We start from the raw sequence: 20,266 nt of genomic DNA, 5'->3' as shown, positions 1-20,266 counted from the left end.
AACCCTCCAACCGGATGCAGGTTAGTTGGGGATGTATCGGGCCAGCACCGGCTCTATCTGCCTGGTAAAAGCCTGCAGGCGTGCTTCGGCGGCGCTGACGGGCTCTGACCGGTAGACGGGGGTTATGACCCTGACCAGGGCCCCGTCGGTCCGTTGCCGCGTCAGGGCGTCCCAAAAACCGTACAGCTTGAGTTGATAGATATTGGTGAGGGTCCTTCCCCGCTGGGGAAACCAGTAATAGGTCAGTTCCTGGTCATCTCCCTTCTTCATGAAGGCGCGACTCACCCTCATGGGCTGGCCGTCGGATGCATTGAAGGGGAGCCTGGTTTCTCCCGATTCCTCGAAGGCCCACCCGCTTCCGGGGAGACAGGTCGAGGGGGAATGGATCGACTCTCCCTTGCGCTGGCTGCCGTAGTACGCGGTATAGAAGCTGACCGTCTTTCCCGTGGGGGCACGGTAGTCCACCATGGCGTAACTGTCGAACTTGAGGGCATCAAGGTATATCTGCTCCATGGAGGTTCTGGTCCCCTGCCACTCCCCCACGGAAAGGGGGAACTGGTCGAGAGCGCGACTCGGCGGCACATGCTCACGGAAATTGATCCCTTGGGAGAAGGCGAGGGTTGTACCGAGCAGCAGCACCGCCGTGGCGAACTGAACCGGCATCAGGAGACCGCGCAACGGCGATCCGGCCGGCAGGGGGGTAACGGGATGGAGCGCGACACGGTCACTGTCGGGAGAATGCACGGGTCCGCCCACTGCGCCCTCGGGGAAAAAGCGCTTCAGGAGCCACATCTCCGCAAGGAGAATGGCAATGCTTGCCATGAAGATGAACCAGCCGGAGAAATCGTGGAAAAAGCCCTCCGCCACCATCGGGCCCCAGAACTGGTAGAGAATGCCGACCGACGCGATCCGGAGTCCATTGGTAAGCACTGAAACGGGAACGGCCGAGATAATGACCAGAGCGCGCTTCCATCGGGCAGCCCGGTAATAATAGGCAAGGAGGGCAGCCAGCATGAGCAGGGGGATAAAGTAGCGGAGTCCGCTGCAGGCATCGACCACCTGGAGCTTGGTGAAACCGACGTCGATGACGTTCCCCTCACGGTAGGCGGACAGACCGTAGAGCCTCATCATCTCGACCCCCAGCCGGGACGAGATGAGCTTGAGTTTCAGGGTAAGAAAGCCGTTCACCGCATTGGGAAGAGGGAACATGCCGAGGAGAAACAGGAGCGGAAATGCGGCCTTCCTGAGCTTCGCCCACCCCCAGTGCATCCAGAGAATCCCGACGAACACCATCCAGGACGAGAGGTAGAGGGTGAAGTACTCCCCCGACAGCTCCCCGAGCCAGAAGAAAACGATGCCCGGCACAATCATGAAGAACCCCCGCCAGGTGACGACTGAGGGCGTGGCGAACATCTCCGCCCGTTTCTCCCAGAGCAGATAGAGGACTATGATCGGCACCAAGAAGCAGGAGCTGTAATCGTCCCGAATCCAGTCCTTCGTGACCAGCCACTCGTAGGCGGAAGCGTAGATACCAGCACAGAGCGCGATATAGAGCGCTCCTTTCAGAAATCGGGACGGGGAAAGAACTGTCAAAGATTGCGTCATCAATTACCTCAGGTATGCGAAACGATTGGCAGATCAGTCGTCAGGGCATCCCAGATTCTCAGCGATGCCTTGCCGTCCCAGTAGAGGGGGACCGGATAGTCGCGGCCGGCCCTGCCACGCACCTTTTCGTATGCCTGGATAATGGTATCCTTCCGCGTGCCGGCAAGGGTATTGCTCCCCTGATCGATGGTGATCGGCCGCTCGGTGTTCTCCCGAAGGGTGAGGCAGGGAATTTGGAGGGCCGTGGTCTCTTCCTGGAGACCGCCGCTGTCGGTGAGAACCAGTGCCGAGTCCTTCCAGAGGTAGAGGGCCTCCCGGAATCCGAGGGGGGGAAGCAATGAGATACGGGACGAGAGGCGGATGTCGTGCTTCTCCAGCATCGAACGGGTGCGGGGGTGGACCGGGAAGACGATCGGAAGCTCCGCGGCGATTTCGTTCAGGGCTGACGCGATTTCGTTCAGGGCCTCCCGGCTGTCGACATTGCTCGGCCGGTGCAGGGTCAGGAACGCATAGTCGGACAGCCCCTCGCGCGCCATTCTCACCCTGTCGAAACGGGGATCGTTCTCCTGAAGCCGCACGATCTGGTGGAACAGATTGTCAACCATCACGTGCCCGACCTCGAAGATCCGCTCCCGGCTCTTCCCCTCATGTATCAGATTCGCCTTTCCGCTCTCCTCGGTGACAAAGAACCAGTCGGAGATACTGTCGGTGACCATCCGGTTGATCTCCTCCGGCATGGAGGGGTCGAAGCTCCTGAGCCCCGCCTCCACATGGGCGACCTCGATCTGGAGTTTCTTCGCCACGATGCTGCACGCAAGCGTGGAGTTCACGTCCCCCACCACGATGACCAGGTCGGGACGCTCATTCAGGCAGACCTCCTCGAAGGCGGTCATGATCCGGGCAGTCTGGACGGCATGGGACCCGGAACCGGCATTGAGCCGGTAGTCGGGCTCGGGGATCTCCAACTCCTCGAAAAACGCCTCGGACATCTCGTGGTCGTAGTGCTGACCGGTATGAACGATCCGGCAGGCAACCCCCTCCCGCCCGCTTCCCTCGCGGTAGAGGGGGGCGATCTTCATGAAATTGGGCCGCGCACCGGCAACAAGAAAGACTTTCATGGTCTGCTCCTTGTCTGATTATTGAAATGCCGGCGCATCGCGTCGAATTCCCGCGATACGTCTCACTTTTTCCCTGATCACCAGCAGGGCGAAGAGGGGGAGGACTTTCTGGCGCCTGATCCTCCCCGGCTCCTCCAGCAGCCGGTAAAGCCATTCCAGATTGAAGCGGCACCAGAATTCGGGCGCCCGGCGCACCGTTCCCGCGATGGTGTCGAGGGTTCCACCGATTCCCTGGCAGACCCTGACCGTGGTCAACTGGTCCCGGTGGGTGGCGAACCATTTTTCCTGGCGCGGCGAACCGAGCGCAAGGAAGAGGACCTGGGCCTGCGATTCGTTGATCCGGTTGACGAGATCGGGCATCTCCCCTTCCTTGACGAAGCCGTTGGATCTCCCGACAATCTGCAAGGATGGATAGCGCACCTGGAGCACCTCCGCCGACCGGCGGCTCACCTCCTCCGAGGCGCCGTAGATGAATACCCGGTATCCCTTGCGCGCCGACAGGCGACAGATCTCCTCCATCAGCTCGACCCCCGGCACCCTGCCGAGACGTGCCCGGTAGAGGAGGCGGGCGGCCATGACCACGCCGATTCCGTCCGGTATCAGCATGTCCGCCGCGGCAAAATGCCCGTGCAGCTCGCGGTCGCGGGGGACTGAAAAGTTCTTCTCCGGATTCACCGCGAAAATGCAGTGGGGCCGCGTCCCCTGCTCCACAAAGTGCTCGACGCGCTCCACGGCACCCTTCATGTCCACCGGATCGACCCACACATTCAGGATTTTCATTCGTATCGGGCCATGCTGCATAGCATCTCCTCCCCGTTCATCTGCCTTGTTTCTTCGCCAATGCTGACCGCGGTAACAAAGGAGACATTTCGCGGTCTCCCCTCTTCAACCCGACGAAGCACCCACGTTGGCCGCAGCACGCCGTAAGCGGGCGAATGCCACCCGAGGAGTGGCTCCTCGCCGCCGTGCACGCAGTCGAACTCACCGCCGCCAACCGTTGTCAGCACGAGCGTAATCCCGCCGACGCGGACCCGTGCCGTCGCGCCATTGAGTGTCACCTCGGCATCGGGATTGAGATGGAAATTGAGCTCGTACCGGTGCTCTCCCTCCCCCGCGAAGGTATCCCTGATGAGGAAATCGCCGCTGTCGCGGAAGAGGATCGATCGACGATGGGTTACACCTCCGGGAAGCCGGCGGTAGCCGTCGTGTTCCGCCTCGACGAGGTGGCCGTCCGGGGTTGCGACACTCCTGAGAAGCCGGCTCCGGAAGGGACGGCTCCAGATGAAGCCCGTGACCTGCAGCGCCTGGTCCTCACCGTCAATAGCCACCGTGTTGTGGGCCCGGGTTCCCTTGAAGTAGCGGCGGAACTGGTCGGCGCCGTTATAGCGGTAGGTCCCCGGGTCCACCAGAATGTGTGCCCCCCCCACGGAAAAGGTCACGGAAAGGGCGTCGGCGTGGCCGTGGTTATAAAGGGGAGCCATCCCCAGCGGCCCGTGATCGAAGGCGAGGAGTTTCCCCCCCTTTCCGCCCAAGACCGTATATCCCGAGGCGGGAAAGGTGCGGACCGGCTCCGGTGCCTTGGTGACGGGCATCCGCTTCGGCGCCAGTCCCGGCGCCAGGGCGAAGCCATCATCGGAGTCCCCCACCGGCGGAATATGCCCGCTGCCGTCCGTGAAGCAGGAGAGAAATTCCTCCCCGGCCCAGAGCCGTACCTTGAAATCATGGCATTCGCCGAGGTTGTTCTTCTCGATGAAATCGATCACGAACCAGTACAGATCGAGTACGAATCGATGGTAGGAGAACGACTGCTCCACCGGTCCGCCGTCGGCAACGACCTGATGATCGAGTTCCTGCCGCAGGAGTTCGATCCCCCGCCCGAGCCACCGCTTCCCCTCTTCCGTTTTCCGGAAGACCGCCCCGGCAAAGACGAGCCCCACGCACTCGCACACCGTGTGGTTGCCGAGGGACGAATGGAGCGAGAGACGCCTCTCGATCCACCAGGCATGGTGGTAGATGGCCTCCATGAGGCGTTGCCAGTCGTTGCCGACTGTGGTTCCGAGACACTTGAGGGCAAGAAAGAAGACCGGCACCCGGAGCCCGCACTCCATGGCGGACATGTAGTGGGGACCGGTGAACGAGGGATTTGCGTCGAGCCAGTTACCAAGGGCATCGCGGATGAACTCCCTGATTTCATCCCCCCTCTCCTCTATTCCATCAGAGACAAAGTGGGCCATGAGCAGCGTCAGATGCTGCAGACGCGCCGGTTCCCAGAGTGCCCGCACGTCGCAGCCGAGACGGTCCCTGCCGATGTCCGGCGAGTAGGTTCCCCGTGCTCCCTGTTCGCACTCCAGCAGACGGGAAGGCTCCTCGTTGAGGGTAAAGATTCTGCCGCCGAGAATCTCCTCCACCGTTGCAGCGGTGGCCATAATCCTCATGGTCGGCGCGGCAAGAGTACGCACGTCCGCCATATCCAGCTGCGGCAGCCGGGCCGGAATTCTCCGGCGCATTACCGCGCTCCTCGTCCGCCTGACGAAGAGCATCTCCCTCGTGCGGTAGGCAAGCTCCGACAGCGTCGCATTGCGAAGCCTTGAAAGGTAGAAGAGTCCGCGGCTCACGTATCCCCATTCACCGCCAGGCACCTGCCGGAGCGGATCGATTCGAGGGCGCGGAAGACCGCCAGGGGCGTGCTCCGGATCTCCTCAAAGGGGATGGGCGCCTGCCTCCCTTCGCCAATTGCGGCGATGAACGCCTCGACTTCCGCCTTCTGTCCCTTGTCCTGGGCCATGAGCTTTTTCTCTCGTTTTTTCCCCCCGGCGTAGATGGTCAGGGATCGGAAATCGTCGAGAACCGCGGAGCAGCCGTTGGCAAAGACCTCCACCCGCTCCTTCGGCAGCCCCTTGTCGCCGTTGGCGAAATAGCCGATGGTCCCGATGGAGCCGTTGGCGAAGGTAAAGGTCAGGTTGACCGTATCGAGCAGCTGCGGGGTCGCCCTCAGGGCCGTGGCATGCACCGTGATCGGCAACGATCCGTTGAGGTAGGTGAGAAAATCCACGAAGTGGCATACCTCACCGATGATCCGCCCTCCCCCCCGCTCCGGGTCCTGTATCCACGATTCAACCGGGATCGCACCGGCGTTCACCCGGTAGGTCATCGCCATCGGACCGGTGCCGAAGGCATCTCGCAGCATCCGCGCAAGAGGGGAAAACCGGCGGTTGTATCCCACCATGAGCACGCAGTGGGGGGCCTGCTCCGCGTGGATTGCCGCAATGGCGCACAGCTCCTCTTCCGACAGACAGAGGGGCTTTTCCACGAACACGTGCTTGCCGGCCCGGAGGGCCTTCGTCACATACGCCGCGTGGCTGTCATGGCGCGTCGCTATGAACAGGGTGTTGATGGTTTCATCCGCAAGGAGGCTCTCCCCGCTCCCGGCGCAGTAGTCAAAACCGAACCGCTCCGCCACCGACCGGGTGCCGGTACCGCTGGCATTCACGATCCCGGCGAGACGCACCCCGCCGCACTCCCTCAAATTAGGCAGGAGATGACTCTGGGCGTAGGACCCGGCACCGATGAAACCGACGGAGGCCGATGAGCCCCCTCGCACGGGAACGGGTTTGCCGACCGACAGACGTTCCACTGCCCCGAGATCCTTCTCCCTGTCGTACTCGATGAGAATGCCGATGAACGGCTCGGACCGCTCGATAAGCATGTCGTAGGCCCGCGGAGCCTCCTCCAGACGGTAGGTATGGGTCGTCAGGTAGCCGAGGTCGATTCTCCGGCTTCGGATAAGCTCCTGGAAGGCTTGCATGTTCCGGTTTTCCGTCCAGCGCACATAGGCCGCGGGGTAGTCGTGCCCCTTCTCCTCGTAGGACGGGTCGTAGCGACCGGGACCGTAGGAGCACGACATCTTTACCTGGAGCTCTTTCCGGTAGTAGTGCGGCTCCCGGTCGAACCCGGTCGGAACGGCGCCGACGATGACCACCGACCCGCGCTTCCGGGCGATGGCACCGGCAAAATTGATCGGGTCGAGGGAATTCGTGGCCGCGGTGATAATCACCGCATCGCAGCCAATTCCGCCGGTGAACGCGGCGATTTTCCCTTCGATGCCGTCTTCGTCGCGGCCCAATGCCAGGTCGACACCCCCCTGCCTCGCCGTCTCCACCATTGCCCGGTCGACGTCGATGCCGATGATCCTGACTCCTGAAGCCCCGAGAATGAGTGAGACAAGCTGACCGAGGAGCCCGAGGCCGATGACGGCACACGTTTCCCCCAAGCGAAGGTCCGCCTGGCGCACCCCCTGGAGGGCAATGGCGCCAAGGGTGTTGTAGGCAGCCTGCTTCAGGTCGGCATCCGGCTCCAGCCGCACGCAGAGATTCAGCGGAACGCTCACCATCTCGGCGTGGGAAGCGGAAAGTCCTCCGCACGCCACCAGGTCGCCGATCGTGATCGACGTCACGTCCGGGGCCACGGCAATGACCTCCCCCGTGCAGGAGTATCCGAGGGGAGAGTAGGCATCGAGTTTCTTCATCACCGCCCGGTAGGTCTGGGTGATCCCCTGGGAGCGGATCGTCTCGATCACCTGCCTCACCTGCTGGGGGCGCTCCTTGGCCTTGCCGATGTAACCCGAGCGGGCCGTCTTGACCGTGCTCCCCTCGGTACCGGCGCTGATGAGAGAGTAATGGGTGCGGACAAGCAGGTGCCCGGCCGGCAGCGCCGGCAGTGGCACTTCGAGCACCTTCATCTCACCGCTTCCGAGTTTCTGGGTCAGCTGCAGCATCGTTTCTCCTGCTTTGTTTGCCGTTATTAACCAACGAGCAGGAGATTAGCCCGGCTGTTTGTACGATGTGCTACAGCAAGGCTACGATTGCGCAACCTGCGCTTTTTTGCACGATAGACATCTCTCCGTTACCTTGTGTCCATAAGACCCCGCTACGCTTATGTACGGACAAGCTCTAATTCACACGGAAGGGATCAAGCACGACAATGGAAAGTCAGAACGTCACGGAAACAACAAAGACCCTGTCGGGACTGGGTGTCATCCCGCAAGGCACGGAGAGAAAGGGTGCTGTCGTAACGGTTATTGAACGGAAAATCGTCACAGCGGAGAATATCGTTGAAATCTCGGGGCTTGTGGTCCGCGAGCTCCAGGATCGCATAATGCCGGGAGACATCATCAGCATCATCTGTTTCGCCAATGCTGCGGAGCAGAGCAAGGGGATCATCACCATCTGGCACAACCACCGCAAGGCGGCACTGACAAGAGAGAACGGATCAATATTCGGCACATGGGACGAGAACCGTCACATTGTCGTCACCGCAATCACCGATGACGCCTGGACCACGGCCGGAGAGGAAATCATGGGGAAGATTGCCTATGACCTGCACGGCAAGGAGGGAATATTATCGTGCGGAGAGTTTTACCGCTGGAATTGCGAACTGCTGCTCAGGGCTGGCACGTAGTCAACTGATGAATCGAATCATCGCGGCCATTGGTCGCACGCCTGCCCCTATGGCGTCACTGTATTGTTAAGCACCTGATTGCTGACGCCACCGGTGAAGTCGATGATTGCACTTCCTCCAACGGGAAGCGCAATTGAGTTACCCTGGACGACATTCTGTGTAGCGCCGTTACCCAGCAGAATCCCTGTTCCGTTTGGCTGCTCGACGGTAAACGAATTGCCTGAAACCGTGGCATTCGAGATATTGGTCAGGTCTAGGAACGTTGAAGGGCCATTTTGCGTTTTGCCTTTAAACGTATTGTTGCGAATAACCGCGTAATCGGCTGAATCGATCCGCATCAGCTGCGAGAGGTCGGGTATGCCGTTGCCGTCTGCATCGACTCCCGTAATGGTGGTGTTTTCTACCAGTATCTTACTGTCCGTACCATGCGGAACTCCCCCAAAGAGGCTCACCCCCTGGCTATCGTTGCCGCCAAGCTTGATGCCAACCGCCTCCAGGGTGAGACCACGTAACGTTATATTGCGTCCGGGACCATTGGCAGCAAGATTGTAGCTGCTGATCCCGCTTCCCGCGACATTCCTGACCGTCCCGCCATCGATGATCACACCATTTATGTAGCATTTGTCGGTCAGGGGACCAAGATGCTGGCCGCCGACATTCTGGGCATCCCATTTACAGTCAGCATCAGAAAACGCAATTCCCATTGCCGGGAATGCCGCCCATTCGGGACGGCGCATGCCGATACCCTGTATATCGACATTCCTGATGGTCACATTGGCTACGCCGCCGCCACCCAGTGCATTGATAGAGAGGCCCCGGTAATTGTCCCGGCAGGTGTACCCGTCCAGCAGGAGATTTTCAAGTTTGAGCGGCTGGGGAAGCCCCTGACCGTCCCTCTCCGACTCGATGTTCAGACCTGCCTCGGTGAGGGTGCTCTGCGAGCTGCTGGCAAAAAGGTTGGTGATTACAGCATCCTTGATACTGGAAATATTGAAACCGGTAGCACCATAGTTTTGTGCAATCAGATTGTCGGCCCTGACATTTTGCCAGTTGGATATGATAAATCCCAGGTAATCAACCTGGGCAACCTTGATGTTTCTTACCGTAAGGTTGTGTTTGTAATCACTGCCCGATGTGGCGTACAGATTGATGCCCGTCTGAGAGTTACGGGGGCCGGGATCCCATTGGTTCGGCGGTTCACCATGGCCGCTGCAGTCGGTCTTGCTTCCCCACGTTCTTCCCGGCAGACCCACATAGGTGAAATCTGACAATTCGATGTTATCCTGCGGATCAAACAGGAATACCCCTCCTCCTGCTATTCCATGGTGGTTCAAACAGTAATCCGCCCTCGAATAACGGACGGTGAACGTGGTAGCGTCAATCCCGCTTCCTTTAAGTGCAAATTTGCGCGGTCGATAAACGTATATCTGATCATCAGTGAGATCGTTCACATCAGGGTCAAGCGTGGTTCTGCTGAGCCAGTTGCCCCGCGGTATGTAGAGAGTCCCACAAAACGGCTTGCCATCACTGTCCAGCTTGTTCGGGTCACAAAGCAACGGGATCACGGCGTTGATATCATCCCATTCGAGCACCCCATTCTGATTGTAATCCCCGACGATGATCGCGTGGATCTTGCCATCCCCTACGGTATCGAATGTCCGGTAACGGAAGGCCAGAGGGTTGACGGAGCCGACAATGGAGGCGGGATCAACGCCGGTTTCCAGGGGGGGGGTGCCGGAAGCGCTGCCCCCATGCGGATTAATGCCACTCTGTGTATCACCGGGTGTGCTTGACTGACCAGAGCTGCTGCAGCCCGATACAGACATGGCCAGGGCCAGGAGCCCAAGGCAACTGCCGATACGCAACCGCATCATACCCACTCTCCCACGCTGCTCATAATATGAACAAACTTGCCGTTCGGTTTCCGCACCAACCGATCCACATATCGGATCTCGACCCGTGTCTCCCTGGCCAGTTTACCCCTGAAATGCGAAATAAGCGCCTCTTCATGGCGCTCAGTGTAAACCGGAGACTTGACGATGAGGACGATCAGCTCTCCCTTTCTCTCCTGCAGATACTGCATGCCGTTGATCACCTGATAGAGCTCGTTGTGCAGGTTGAGCGCCGTGGTTGTCACAAACGTCCCGTCCCCGTTGTAGACCCGGTCTCCGCTCCAGCGCCCCCGGACATTCCGAATCAGCGGCAGGTGGCGGTTGCAGCAAGGGCAGTAATCACCGACATACTCCGCAAAATCTCCCGTTCGGTACCTGATGAACGGCATGCCGGGATTGTGGAAGGATGTGCCGACAATCTCCCCGACCTCGCCCGGCGTCCGGATAGGCCGCCCTTCATCATCGACCAGCTCGAAATAGCCGTAGGTCGGCTCCACGTGATAGTGGTCGGTGCCGGAACAGTACCCCGCCAGGACCAGCTTTTCACTGTGGCCGAACCAGTTGTAGAAGCGGATGCCTAGTTCTCCCTGTATCAGAGTGCGCTGGTAGTCGAAGATGTTTTCCGAGCCGGAAAGAAATGCCGTGATCCGCGGTATATCCCCCTGTTTCCTGAGAAAGGTGGAAAACTCGTAGGCCGTTGACGGATAGCAGTGCACGAAGCGGATTCCCATCCGTTCGATTGTCCTGCTGATCATTGCAAAATGATCGTCAGTCAGATTGAAGCCGTCGAAGATCACCTCACGCATCAAGGGATTAATCAGATAATCGATTCCTGCCCCGAGGCGATGATTGCGGATGACCGCACGCACGTCGAAGCGATACCCGGCACGCTCCCAGAGCGAATGCATGGTCGCCAGTTCGACGACATAACGGTTCTTCGGAGCGATGAAGGTCAGCGGCTTGCCGCTTGTCCCGCCGGTGGTGCCGGTGTCGTATCCGGCCAGACTGATGCCGGGATTGATGAACGCATCGTAGTTGCCGAGGATCGTGTCCTTGTCGATGAAGGAAATCGTATCCAGAAACTCCTCGACAGAGTCGATTGTTCTCCCACCGTAGCGCTCCCTGTAGTAAGGGACGTCCCGGATTGCACTATTGACCGAATCGAGCAGCAGTGGACGGTTGTCGAAAGCATGGCCGTTGCGGGCCAGGTATTCGCGATACTCACGATACCCTTTACCGAAGATCCGGTCAGGGTTCCGGTTCAACTGCATGGCGCCATGTCCCACCCGGCGTGGCAACCGGGTGATGTTCTTCAGCAGGTAGCTCTTAGTCCTGTGGAGCATGCGCCTCGTCCTGTCGTTCGATATGCCCCTTCCAACCGAATTGCGGTTCGCAGGGGACAATGAGCTCAGCGGGAAGATTGGCGAGGGGAAACTCTCCCTCCCCGACGGTTACCCGTACGTCGTCGAGGTTGAAGTCGCAAAGAGGATACTGACTTACCTGGAAGGCCCGTGAAATGGAGGGGATCTTCAGCGGATCGAACCCCATGAAGCTGGCGCAGACCGCGTCGATTGCCACCGGGTTGGTGCCGCAGAACAGATATCCCATCTCCACCGGATCCGGCGCCAGCGGGCCGTGTCCTTCCCCGGCGAGAATCCCGTCAACTATGCCGATGTAGCGTTTTGCATTCACCAGCGTTCCTTCGCGCAGGGAGCCATCGGGATTGGCGTAGAACAGCACCTTGTTCAGATCGAGGATCATCCGCCAGATGGTATCATTGCCGTACCAGTTGCCGCTCCGGACCACCTGCCGGGTATCGCCGAAGATTTGTTTCCCCAGTGTGTTGAACGGGCTCAACAGACGGGCAAGCAGTGGATTCCTCAGAACATGCCTTTTCAGAAAGGCCATCAACGGTCCTTCTATCCGCGCATTGACATTGTCCACCGGAAATTGGTCTCCCCCCTCGGACGGACCTCCCTCCGAGTGGTGCGGCAGGTAGTTCTTGTATGTGTTGATCCCCACCAGGTTCTTGAGACAGCAGGTGATCCCGGCCTTGCGGTGGGTCTTCAACTTCGGCAGGTTAATGAAGACATCGCCCTCGATGACCGTCCGGGAGACCCGGTAAAGATTGTGGTGCCCGTCGTGGGCGCGGTTTGTCTCAGATCGGTCATAATCGGCGCCATGATAGCCCCTGTTTGATTTTTGATGCCCCCAGAACTCGCTTGAAGCGTCCCGCAGGTTGACTTCTGTCTTACCCCGCGGATCGCCGGGTAACTCGTGGCGTTTCACTATAATATCGTTGCGGGTTTCCCATTCATGCTCTCGCAGGTCTATCACCTCAAGAGTTACATGGGAAGCTTTGGCGATCTCATGCCACATGCTGACCGGATAATGTGCGATCAATTTACTGAATGACGCCTCTGTCGTGGGACCGTCGATAATGACAACACGGCCTGATCCGCAAAGCCGTTTCAGGACATGACGCAGGACTGCGGTAATGACCGCTGGGTGTGTAATGACGTATTCCCATTCATCCGGGCGATACTTGTGGCCTTCCATGACCCAGTTCGGCTTAAGGATGACCGTATCACCCGGTTTGACCAGATTAAAGACGGACTCGGGCAAAAGGGCCTCGATTGCAGTGACTTCATATCCAGAAACCTTCTCCGCATAAACACGATTCAGCACGGCAGCTCTCCCCTCCCCAAAGTGCTCTGCGGTTCTGTTTCAGCAGCAATTTCCAGCGTCACCTCTCCAGGAGCAGAAAGTCCTTCAACGCCCCGCAGTGCCAGCCCTACGAATCCCCAGACGAAAATCTGGTAGCCGGGATACGCACCGGGCACCAGCCCCATGGCATCGATAAGCCACATACCCATTAACATGAGAGCCATGGTGTTAAGCGGTGAGGGAACACGCCAGCAATTGAGCAACACCCGCCATCCGATTGCTCCAAGCAGCATGAGATAGAGGAACAAACCGACGAAACCGGTACCGAGGAGTGCCCGGAGGAAATCGTTGTGGGCACCGGTATGCGGTGAACCGTCCCCCACGATCTGCATATAGAGGGGAAGCTCGGAATACTCTTTCATCGCCACCTTCCAGGTGCCGACCCGACCCTGAAAGAGACGGTCGGACTTCTCCTTCCCGTGAAACGCACCAACCTCCTTGGAGTAGACCGTATCCAGCGTTTCCAGAACCACCAGCTTCTCTTGAAAGACCACTGCTGCACAGACCATGACTAAAGCGATTGCCGCTATCTTTACAAACTTCCTCTGGACCGTGTACCACACCATCAGCCACTCAAGGAGAACGAGATAACCTGCTTTGGAAAAAATCTTGTAAATGGTGAATCCGGCGATTCCTCCCATCACCACAAGAAGAGAGCGCGTAAGGAACTTTATGCCTGAAAGGAAATATGACCAGTACAAAATCCCGGCCGCAAGGGTCTGAAAACAATAGAGCCGCAGAGTATAAGCGTCATGGTAGAAACCTATGTTTCTGACCAAACCGCCGATAGTGGCTTCAGAGCGGATTGTGCCGCCAAGGATGTTCTGGTATACCGACATCCCCAGCGGCACCAGACCAGCCGCCAGATGGACGAGCAGCAACACGCGGAACTCATCTCTGGATTTGAAGAACTCCTGAAAAATGAAGAAACCGATAAATCCGTTAAAAGCTCGATAATAATAATTCAGCCCCAGCATTGCATCGTCACCGACGGTTACAATCAATACGGTTCCAAACAATTGGACAAAAATGAAAACAATCCAAAGAAACGAAAATTTGCTCCTGGTAAAGCTGTGGTTGCGAGACAGCAGAATCTTCGCACAAACAAGAGTTGGCAACAAAAATCCAAGAAACTCAGTCGGTTTTATCCCTGCAAATGCGTATTTTGCCTCATAGAAACAATCAATTACCGGTCTGATCATTACAGCTACCAGAATAGCCTTCTTTGTATCTATCAGGAAAAAGACGAGAAATAGAAGAAGCAGGGAATATGGCAATAAGATCATGGAATGAAGATCCCCTTCATTGTGATGGCTTGTTGACTAACGACAGCAGGCCTCGAATATGGCCGTCAGATTCGCCTCGAAAACCGTAGACGTAAAACCCTCGAGATAACGTTGACGTCCTGCCCTGCCCATACGATCGCGGAGATCGGCATCATTGAGGAGCAGGGCCAGACGGTCGGCAACCAGATGCGGATTCTGGGTCGGGACGAGAAAGCCGGTCACTCCATCCTGAATCATGTCCGGAATCGCCCCCTCATACGTGGAGACCACCGGCAGTCCATGGCTCATCGCCTCCAGTACGACAACGGGGTAGGCATCGTTGTGGGTAGGGAATGCCATGATATCCGCAGCGGCGAATGTATGCCTCTTGTCGTCGCCGTAGCGTGGGCCGCACATCTCGATCAGTCGGTCGAGTCCCCGTTCGGCTGCGATCCGATTGAATTCCGCCTCCACTGCGGGTGATTCCCAGGCGCCTGCAAAGGATGCCCGGAACGGGACGCCGTTCTCCTTCAGGAGCGCGAGCGCTTCCAGGAGAACAAACAGACCCTTGCTCACCACGAGGTTCGAAAAAAAGAGGATACGCGGCACCCCGTTCCCGGGAACCGAGGGCTTGCCGTTCCCAGACCACGGGTCAGCTATGCCGTTTGCGAGAAAATGGCACTGGGACCGCTTCAGTACCACGGAAGCATCATCGTAAAGCAAGGGCGAAAGCAGGATCACCTCTGAGCGGGCGAATGCAAGTCTGTAGAGCACTCTGGACACCGGACCATTCAGCGATTTTGAAATCCCCTTGCCGTGCAGGTGATAGAGCCTGCGTACCCCCAATAGCCTCATAATTCCCACGTAAAGCAGATCGCGATAAAATGCCTTACCATTGGGGGTAAGGGTAAAATAGACAAGTGCCGGACGTTGCAGCAGACATCGCCACGCCAGCCCCAGGGCCTGGGTGGCAATCCGCAGCGCTTTGCCCGGTCTCAGCCTGCCGATGTCGGCAATGGATGCGGAACTCCTCAGGGGAAGCACACTCAATCTGAAACGATCTCGAATGCGGGCAGAATGAACCACCTGCTCCCCCATGACAGTTACGCCGTTGACCGGCGGAGGGAGATGCACCATGCAGAGGATCCGGGGTCTTTCGGTAAATTTCGTGCCCGATCCGGCCATTTACACCGCCCGTTCACAGCATTCGGTGCTATTCCCGCGGATTGCGGCCAGGAAACCATCCACGCTCCTCGCCACTGAGAAGTCATGGGCAATATCGAGAGAATTGCAGGCCATCCCGAGCAATTCGGCACGGGGCAGTGTCACCAGCCGCTCCAGCGCCTGTGCGAGTTCATCGGCGGAACCCGACGACACGACGCTTCCGTTGCCGTGCACCGCCTCGGGATGGTTCCCCACACCGGCGGTCACGACGATCACGTTGCCGGCAAAGAGCCCCTCGACAACGGTTAAGGGGTTGTTGTCATGAAGCGACGGGAGCACGAAAATGTGACTCTCCCGGAGATGGGCGGCATAGGCATCCTGCTCGCAAAAACCGACTACTTCGATGTTTTCATCGTTGAAATCCGATATATCGAGAGGGCCGGTGCCCAGCACTCTCAACTGACAGGTCTCCCGCAGTTCCGGATGCTCCCGCAGCACGCGGATGAATGCTTCGAGGAGCAGCAGTATCCCTTTTCGTTCGATCAGCGAACCACTGAACGTTACGATAAGGCGCTCACCGGCAAATTTGGCGTGCACACCTTCCCTGTCCAGCGAAAAGCGCTCCTCCTCCACCGTGTTCGGTGCATGGTGGAACTGCGCCGTGGGGCAGAAAGCACGAATGTAGGTTTCAGAAAGGCTCCCCGGCACAATGAAACTTTCGGCGTTGCGGTACAGACGCTGCCTGAGCTTCTTCTTCCAGAGGGACACCCTCCCCTCCGTTGCCGGAATGGCCTCACTCCAGATGGCATAGCGCGTTTCGTGTTTCCAGGAATAGATGCCCGTGGCAATGCCTCCCATGTCGGGAGCGCAAATGACGAAATCCGGTCGCAGCCGTACCAGATCGGCGTACAGAGAATGGGGGAACTCCATGTTTCGCTCGTAGCCGCTGTTGACGCTGACGCAGCGGGCCTGCACTTCGGAAAACTCGCGGCCGGCAAAAAAACTCCAGCGCCGGCGGGCCTCCGGCTTGCCATAGTACACCAGCGTCAGTTCCACGTCGGGATGGCGGGCAATGCCGTTAAAGAGAGGTATGCGGTATGGAGCAATGTACTTTTGCAGAATAACAACCTTTTTCACCACGTCACTCCTCGGCTCGCGTTGCGTAATCAGGTACCCGGCTCGGGCGACTGAACGGCCCGCGGGCAAACGCTGCCATCTGTTCGTCGTCCAGCATGGAATAGAGATAGATACCCACGCCCCTTCCCCAGCGCTCCCGAACATAGTCAACCGTGTGTGCCAGCTTGTCAGGCTGCTTCGGCACGGGTCGCCCGGTTGCCCAGTCGTGATTCGAGATCAGCAGAACCAGCTTGCGGGGATCGCGAAACTGAGACGAGACGAGGTGATGCCGTTCCGCATCGGGAGGATTGGCGTATTCCATATCGAATACCAAGTCCGCTAATCCCGCATTGAGCCAGCGCGCTTCCTGGCGCCCTTCCTGATTTGGATAGGGCTGCGGCTGGCCTGAGATGCTGATGACGATATTCGGTCTGAGTTTCCGTGCCTGTGTGGACACCTCGCGAACAATCGACTCAACGGCGCCGTCCTGCCAACTCTGCAGATGCGGCTCCAGCGTTCCGTCGGCTTTCGGGTGGGCCAGGTCGCCCAGCAGTTCCCGGCCATGGGTCTTCCGGTATTCGTCAGCACAAAATTTGCACCGGCAGGTACCCATTGTCCGGATATAGTCGAGATTGATCCCATCAACCGGATAACGCCTCACCACATCTGTAATCATGCCAGTAATAAAGCGCTGAAAATCAGGACGGTGCAAATCGAATGCATTGTCGGGAGTCTTGTTGTCGAAGAATTCCGGATGCCGGAGGGAAAAATCCTTTTCCCGGAGGGCAACGGTAAACCAGGGATAGACCTTGATGCCGTTCTCGTGGGCAATGGCAATTAGACGAGCAAGCGGGTCCCGCCCGTAAAACCGCTGTTTTCGCTCTGACTCCGTGAAGGTGGTAGGATAGCGGGCACCGTTACCGTGCCAGACACAAGGGAGATAGACGTTGAAACCGGCTTTTTTGATCCGTCGGATAGTCTCCCGCGCCCCGCTCTCGCTCTGCCAGCCAATTCCTTCGTCAAAGATCGCGCGCATCTCGACGGCCACGCCGTCCGCATGCTTCGGAACCGGCGTGCGGACCGGTTTCTGCCGTTCGTAAAGGTCCCGAACCTCTGTCTCAGACAGCGCACGGCGATAAAGAGAGATCTCATCGAAATCAGCATCGGCCCAGCGTCTGTTCGCATGGGGAGTACCTTCGTCCGAGCCGATGTAAAGACGCCGACGGCCCGGCTTCACTGTGCCGACGTATCGTTTGTTTTCCGAGGAGAGGAGTCCATTCACATACAGCCTGATGCGACCGGGATTTCCTTCCTCCCAGGCAGCGACCAGATGAGTCCATTCCCCTTTTTCATACCGGATGTCCCGGGCGAGGTTCGCGTATTCATTATTGTTCGCTACCAGATAGGTGAGCCTGGCGCCGGCGGGCTCCCACCACCCCCGTGACAACACGAAGTAAGAACCACCGGGTTCCCATGAAAATGAGACGAACGTGTGAGAAGCTTTGTCACTGCCGGACCAGTGGGGGCGCACCCACAGGGAAATGCTCCCTTCCCTGGGGTTGATAAGCCTTCCGGCGTCAAGTTCAAGCACTTCTCCCTGACCCAGGCTTAGTGCCTTTCCGACAACGCCGGTGGCAACGATCTTCCCTCCTCTGCGGACGACAGGAATTCCATCTGAACTCTTCGGCCAGTTCCCGTCAAAAGAGACGACGGAGACCGCCTTATCCGCAGCGACATTACTCACCCCGCCCGCCCACCCTGACCCAAACGGCAGGATCAGGTGGAAGGCCATGGCGGCAATGAACCATATGAAGGTTGAACGTTTCATCCCGTCGAACACGACGTTATTTTCGCCTCGTTACCCTGCATTTTACCAGGCGCCCCGCTGAGACGACGCAACGCGGAAAAGCGGGGCAGGTATGCCTTCACGTATTCCCTCCCCTTGATTGCCATACAGAAGAGCGGCCAACAGAACCGTCCGAATCGCAGCCCCGTCCGTAGGACCTTTCCGAGCCCCTGATCCATCGATTCACGATACCGGCCGGTGAGCAGCCACGCGTTCCGGTAGAATCCGGAATAGGCATTGGCAATGGCGATGGCAGTTCCCATCCTCGCCACAACCGCATTGAAAGAATCTTCATCTCCAACCGCAACCCGAGGCCGGATCCGCCTCTCCCACACCTCGGTGCTCATGTCGCTGAACAGCCTGTACCGCTTTGAAATTTTCGAAAGTCTTTGAGATGTGGTTACAGCCCGTTCATCGGTAACAAAGAGGTGTTGCGGTATAAACCCCCACGCTCCAAACGTGGCCAGATATCCCCAGAATTCCAGATCTTCGGTGAGCCGCAACTCTTCACGCTGGCCGCCGGTCTGCATGACTACGGAAGTCCTCATCAGGGCCGTACCGGTAAGAACGTGCATATAACGGTTCCAGAAGCCAAAAAAATCCCCTATGAGCGCACCTTTCATGGTGAACTGAGCAGCATCGTCTTCCTTCAGAACCGGGAAAAGCAATTCCCGTCCATCCCATCGATGAGAGCGATACGCCGTGCTCACCGCCACCGCCGACGGGTGCGCGTTCATGAAGCCGGTCGTCACCGCGACGAATTCAGGCAACCAGTAATCATCAGCATCAATGATCGCCGCAAACTCTCCCCGGCATTGAAACAGGCCAACCGTCCGGGCATACGCAGGACCTCTATTCCTGTCAAGCCGGATACACTCGATGCTTTTTCCAAATCCCCTCACCACTTCTGACGTAGCATCAGAAGAAGCATCATCCACGACAATGACCTGCAGATCTTTATAACTTTGGGCAAAGATGCTTTCGAGGCAGCGCTCAATATGCTCGGCGGCATTATACGCGGCAATGACCACGGAAACCGTGCCCTGCACGATGTCATGCCGTTCGTCAGCTACGGCATGTTCGTTTATACAGCCATTTCCCGGTGTCATACTTTCTGACTCGCCTTGAGGTCAGTCCCCGCCGATGCCAGCACCGTTCTTTCGTTCAGCAGGCCGATTGACCAGAGAAGAACCCTGAAAATATCGGATCTCCATGCACGTAGCTTCCCATCATTCGGAGAAGCGACCGATTTGAACAGAAAGGCCATCCAGTATGTCAGCGTATAAATGATAATTACCGCCGACATCAGCAGTGCCCCCCAATATCCGCCATGCTTGCGGGCCAACTGCCGCGACGATTTGATCCAATTCACAAAATGGAATCTGCTCTGACCATCTCCGGAACCGACATGATGGAATATGCTCCACCCGGGATAGTAGATCAATTTGAGGCCGGCATTGAAATAACGCATGCACAGGTCTCGCTCTTCCCCCGTGAAAAAGAACTGCTCGTCAAAAAGCCCCAGTCTCTGATATGCCTGCCGATCTATCACCATGGCCGACCCGACGAGAAATGCAACCGGCAGAGGCTGGCTTGGCTCAGAAGGAGACGTATCGGATGTTATGAATCGATCAACAAAGAAGGCGCCCGCCAGTATGCTTCCAATATATTGCACGAGCGAATTCCGACTGTCCCATGTCTTCAGAACGGTCCCGGCGAGCCCTATCGTCTTGGGCCCAAGCACGGCGACGGAATGATCCCGGGCATACCGGAGAGCATTGGCAATGTCGTCATCCAGAAGTCTGGTATCCACATTGAGCAGAAAGAGATATTCACCTTGTGCAACAGCTGCCGCCTGGTTGTTTGCACGGCCAAATCCGACATTTTCTTTGTTTTCGATGAGGCAGACCGAGGGGTAGTAACTCCGTATCAACTCGCAGGTGTTGTCTCCAGAACAATTATCGATAACAATAATCTCGTACGTCACTCCCTTCACATGCGCCTGAAGGGAATCGAAGCAGGCACGAATGAACCGTTCGCTGTTGTAGGTGACAATGATGATCGAAATGTCCATGG

General features: G+C 57.8%; 15 protein-coding genes. 1 reads left to right on the top strand and 14 read right to left on the bottom strand.

All coding sequences use genetic code 11. From position 1 onward, the window contains the following. Positions 1–21: 21 nt before the first annotated feature. From xrtD to GPICK_RS07720, 5 genes are read right to left on the bottom strand one after another with little or no spacing between them, the layout of a single operon-like run. The gene (gene xrtD, locus GPICK_RS07740) at positions 22–1,593 is read right to left on the bottom strand and encodes a VPLPA-CTERM-specific exosortase XrtD (RefSeq protein WP_236685680.1); all 1,572 of its coding nucleotides are present in this window, start codon (positions 1,591–1,593) and stop codon (positions 22–24) included. 20 nt (positions 1,594–1,613) lie between these two features. Further along, complete coding sequence (gene wecB, locus GPICK_RS07735) at positions 1,614–2,723, bottom strand: non-hydrolyzing UDP-N-acetylglucosamine 2-epimerase (protein ID WP_039741882.1); 1,110 nt, start codon at positions 2,721–2,723, stop codon at positions 1,614–1,616. Between the two features lie 18 nt (positions 2,724–2,741). Then, entirely contained in the window at positions 2,742–3,503 is a 762-nt protein-coding gene (locus GPICK_RS07730) for a WecB/TagA/CpsF family glycosyltransferase (RefSeq protein ID WP_236685679.1), read from the bottom strand. Next, positions 3,500–5,338, bottom strand: coding sequence for an alginate lyase family protein (locus GPICK_RS07725; protein ID WP_201773205.1), 1,839 nt, complete (start codon positions 5,336–5,338; stop codon positions 3,500–3,502). The genes GPICK_RS07730 and GPICK_RS07725 overlap by 4 nt, the downstream gene beginning before the upstream one ends. Continuing rightward, a complete protein-coding gene (locus tag GPICK_RS07720) occupies positions 5,335–7,497 on the bottom strand; it encodes a bi-domain-containing oxidoreductase (RefSeq protein ID WP_039741879.1) in 2,163 nt (720 codons plus the stop codon). The genes GPICK_RS07725 and GPICK_RS07720 overlap by 4 nt, the downstream gene beginning before the upstream one ends. 380 nt (positions 7,498–7,877) lie before the next feature. Here GPICK_RS07720 and GPICK_RS17335 point away from each other — a divergent pair, with 380 nt between their 5' ends. After that, on the top strand, positions 7,878–8,180 hold the full coding sequence (locus GPICK_RS17335) for a hypothetical protein (protein ID WP_144400068.1): 303 nt from the start codon (positions 7,878–7,880) through the stop codon (positions 8,178–8,180). Between the two features lie 47 nt (positions 8,181–8,227). Here the strand turns inward: GPICK_RS17335 and GPICK_RS07710 are convergent, their stop codons facing one another. From GPICK_RS07710 to GPICK_RS07670, 9 genes are read right to left on the bottom strand one after another with little or no spacing between them, the layout of a single operon-like run. Further along, positions 8,228–10,054, bottom strand: a complete 1,827-nt coding sequence (locus GPICK_RS07710) for a right-handed parallel beta-helix repeat-containing protein (protein ID WP_039741875.1) — start codon at positions 10,052–10,054, stop codon at positions 8,228–8,230. Continuing rightward, a complete protein-coding gene (locus tag GPICK_RS07705; protein ID WP_052263356.1) occupies positions 10,051–11,415 on the bottom strand; it encodes a phenylacetate--CoA ligase family protein in 1,365 nt (454 codons plus the stop codon). The genes GPICK_RS07710 and GPICK_RS07705 overlap by 4 nt, the downstream gene beginning before the upstream one ends. Then, entirely contained in the window at positions 11,399–12,760 is a 1,362-nt protein-coding gene (locus GPICK_RS07700; protein WP_052263355.1) for a DUF362 domain-containing protein, read from the bottom strand. The genes GPICK_RS07705 and GPICK_RS07700 overlap by 17 nt, the downstream gene beginning before the upstream one ends. After that, entirely contained in the window at positions 12,754–14,085 is a 1,332-nt protein-coding gene (locus tag GPICK_RS07695; RefSeq protein WP_039741874.1) for an O-antigen ligase family protein, read from the bottom strand. The genes GPICK_RS07700 and GPICK_RS07695 overlap by 7 nt, the downstream gene beginning before the upstream one ends. A gap of 36 nt (positions 14,086–14,121) precedes the next feature. Next, on the bottom strand, positions 14,122–15,201 hold the full coding sequence (locus tag GPICK_RS07690; RefSeq protein ID WP_236685678.1) for a glycosyltransferase: 1,080 nt from the start codon (positions 15,199–15,201) through the stop codon (positions 14,122–14,124). Between the two features lie 48 nt (positions 15,202–15,249). Next, positions 15,250–16,365, bottom strand: a complete 1,116-nt coding sequence (locus tag GPICK_RS07685; RefSeq protein WP_158414163.1) for a glycosyltransferase family 4 protein — start codon at positions 16,363–16,365, stop codon at positions 15,250–15,252. 4 nt (positions 16,366–16,369) lie between these two features. Continuing rightward, positions 16,370–18,172 (bottom strand): family 10 glycosylhydrolase, encoded by a 1,803-nt coding sequence (locus GPICK_RS07680; protein WP_039741868.1) that lies wholly within the window; start codon positions 18,170–18,172, stop codon positions 16,370–16,372. Further along, positions 18,169–19,299, bottom strand: coding sequence for a glycosyltransferase family 2 protein (locus GPICK_RS07675; protein WP_039741866.1), 1,131 nt, complete (start codon positions 19,297–19,299; stop codon positions 18,169–18,171). Before GPICK_RS07675 ends, GPICK_RS07680 begins: the two co-directional genes overlap by 4 nt. Continuing rightward, positions 19,296–20,264 carry a glycosyltransferase family 2 protein gene (locus GPICK_RS07670; RefSeq protein ID WP_039741865.1) on the bottom strand — a complete coding sequence of 323 codons (969 nt, stop codon included), beginning with the start codon at positions 20,262–20,264 and terminating at the stop codon, positions 19,296–19,298. The genes GPICK_RS07675 and GPICK_RS07670 overlap by 4 nt, the downstream gene beginning before the upstream one ends. Between the last annotated feature and the right edge of the window lie 2 nt (positions 20,265–20,266).

It is taken from the genome of Geobacter pickeringii, from assembly GCF_000817955.1.
Classification (GTDB): Bacteria; Desulfobacterota; Desulfuromonadia; order Geobacterales; family Geobacteraceae; genus Geobacter; species Geobacter pickeringii.
The sequence above is the reverse complement of the archived record's forward strand: the minus strand, read 5'-3'. Positions and strand labels throughout refer to the sequence as shown.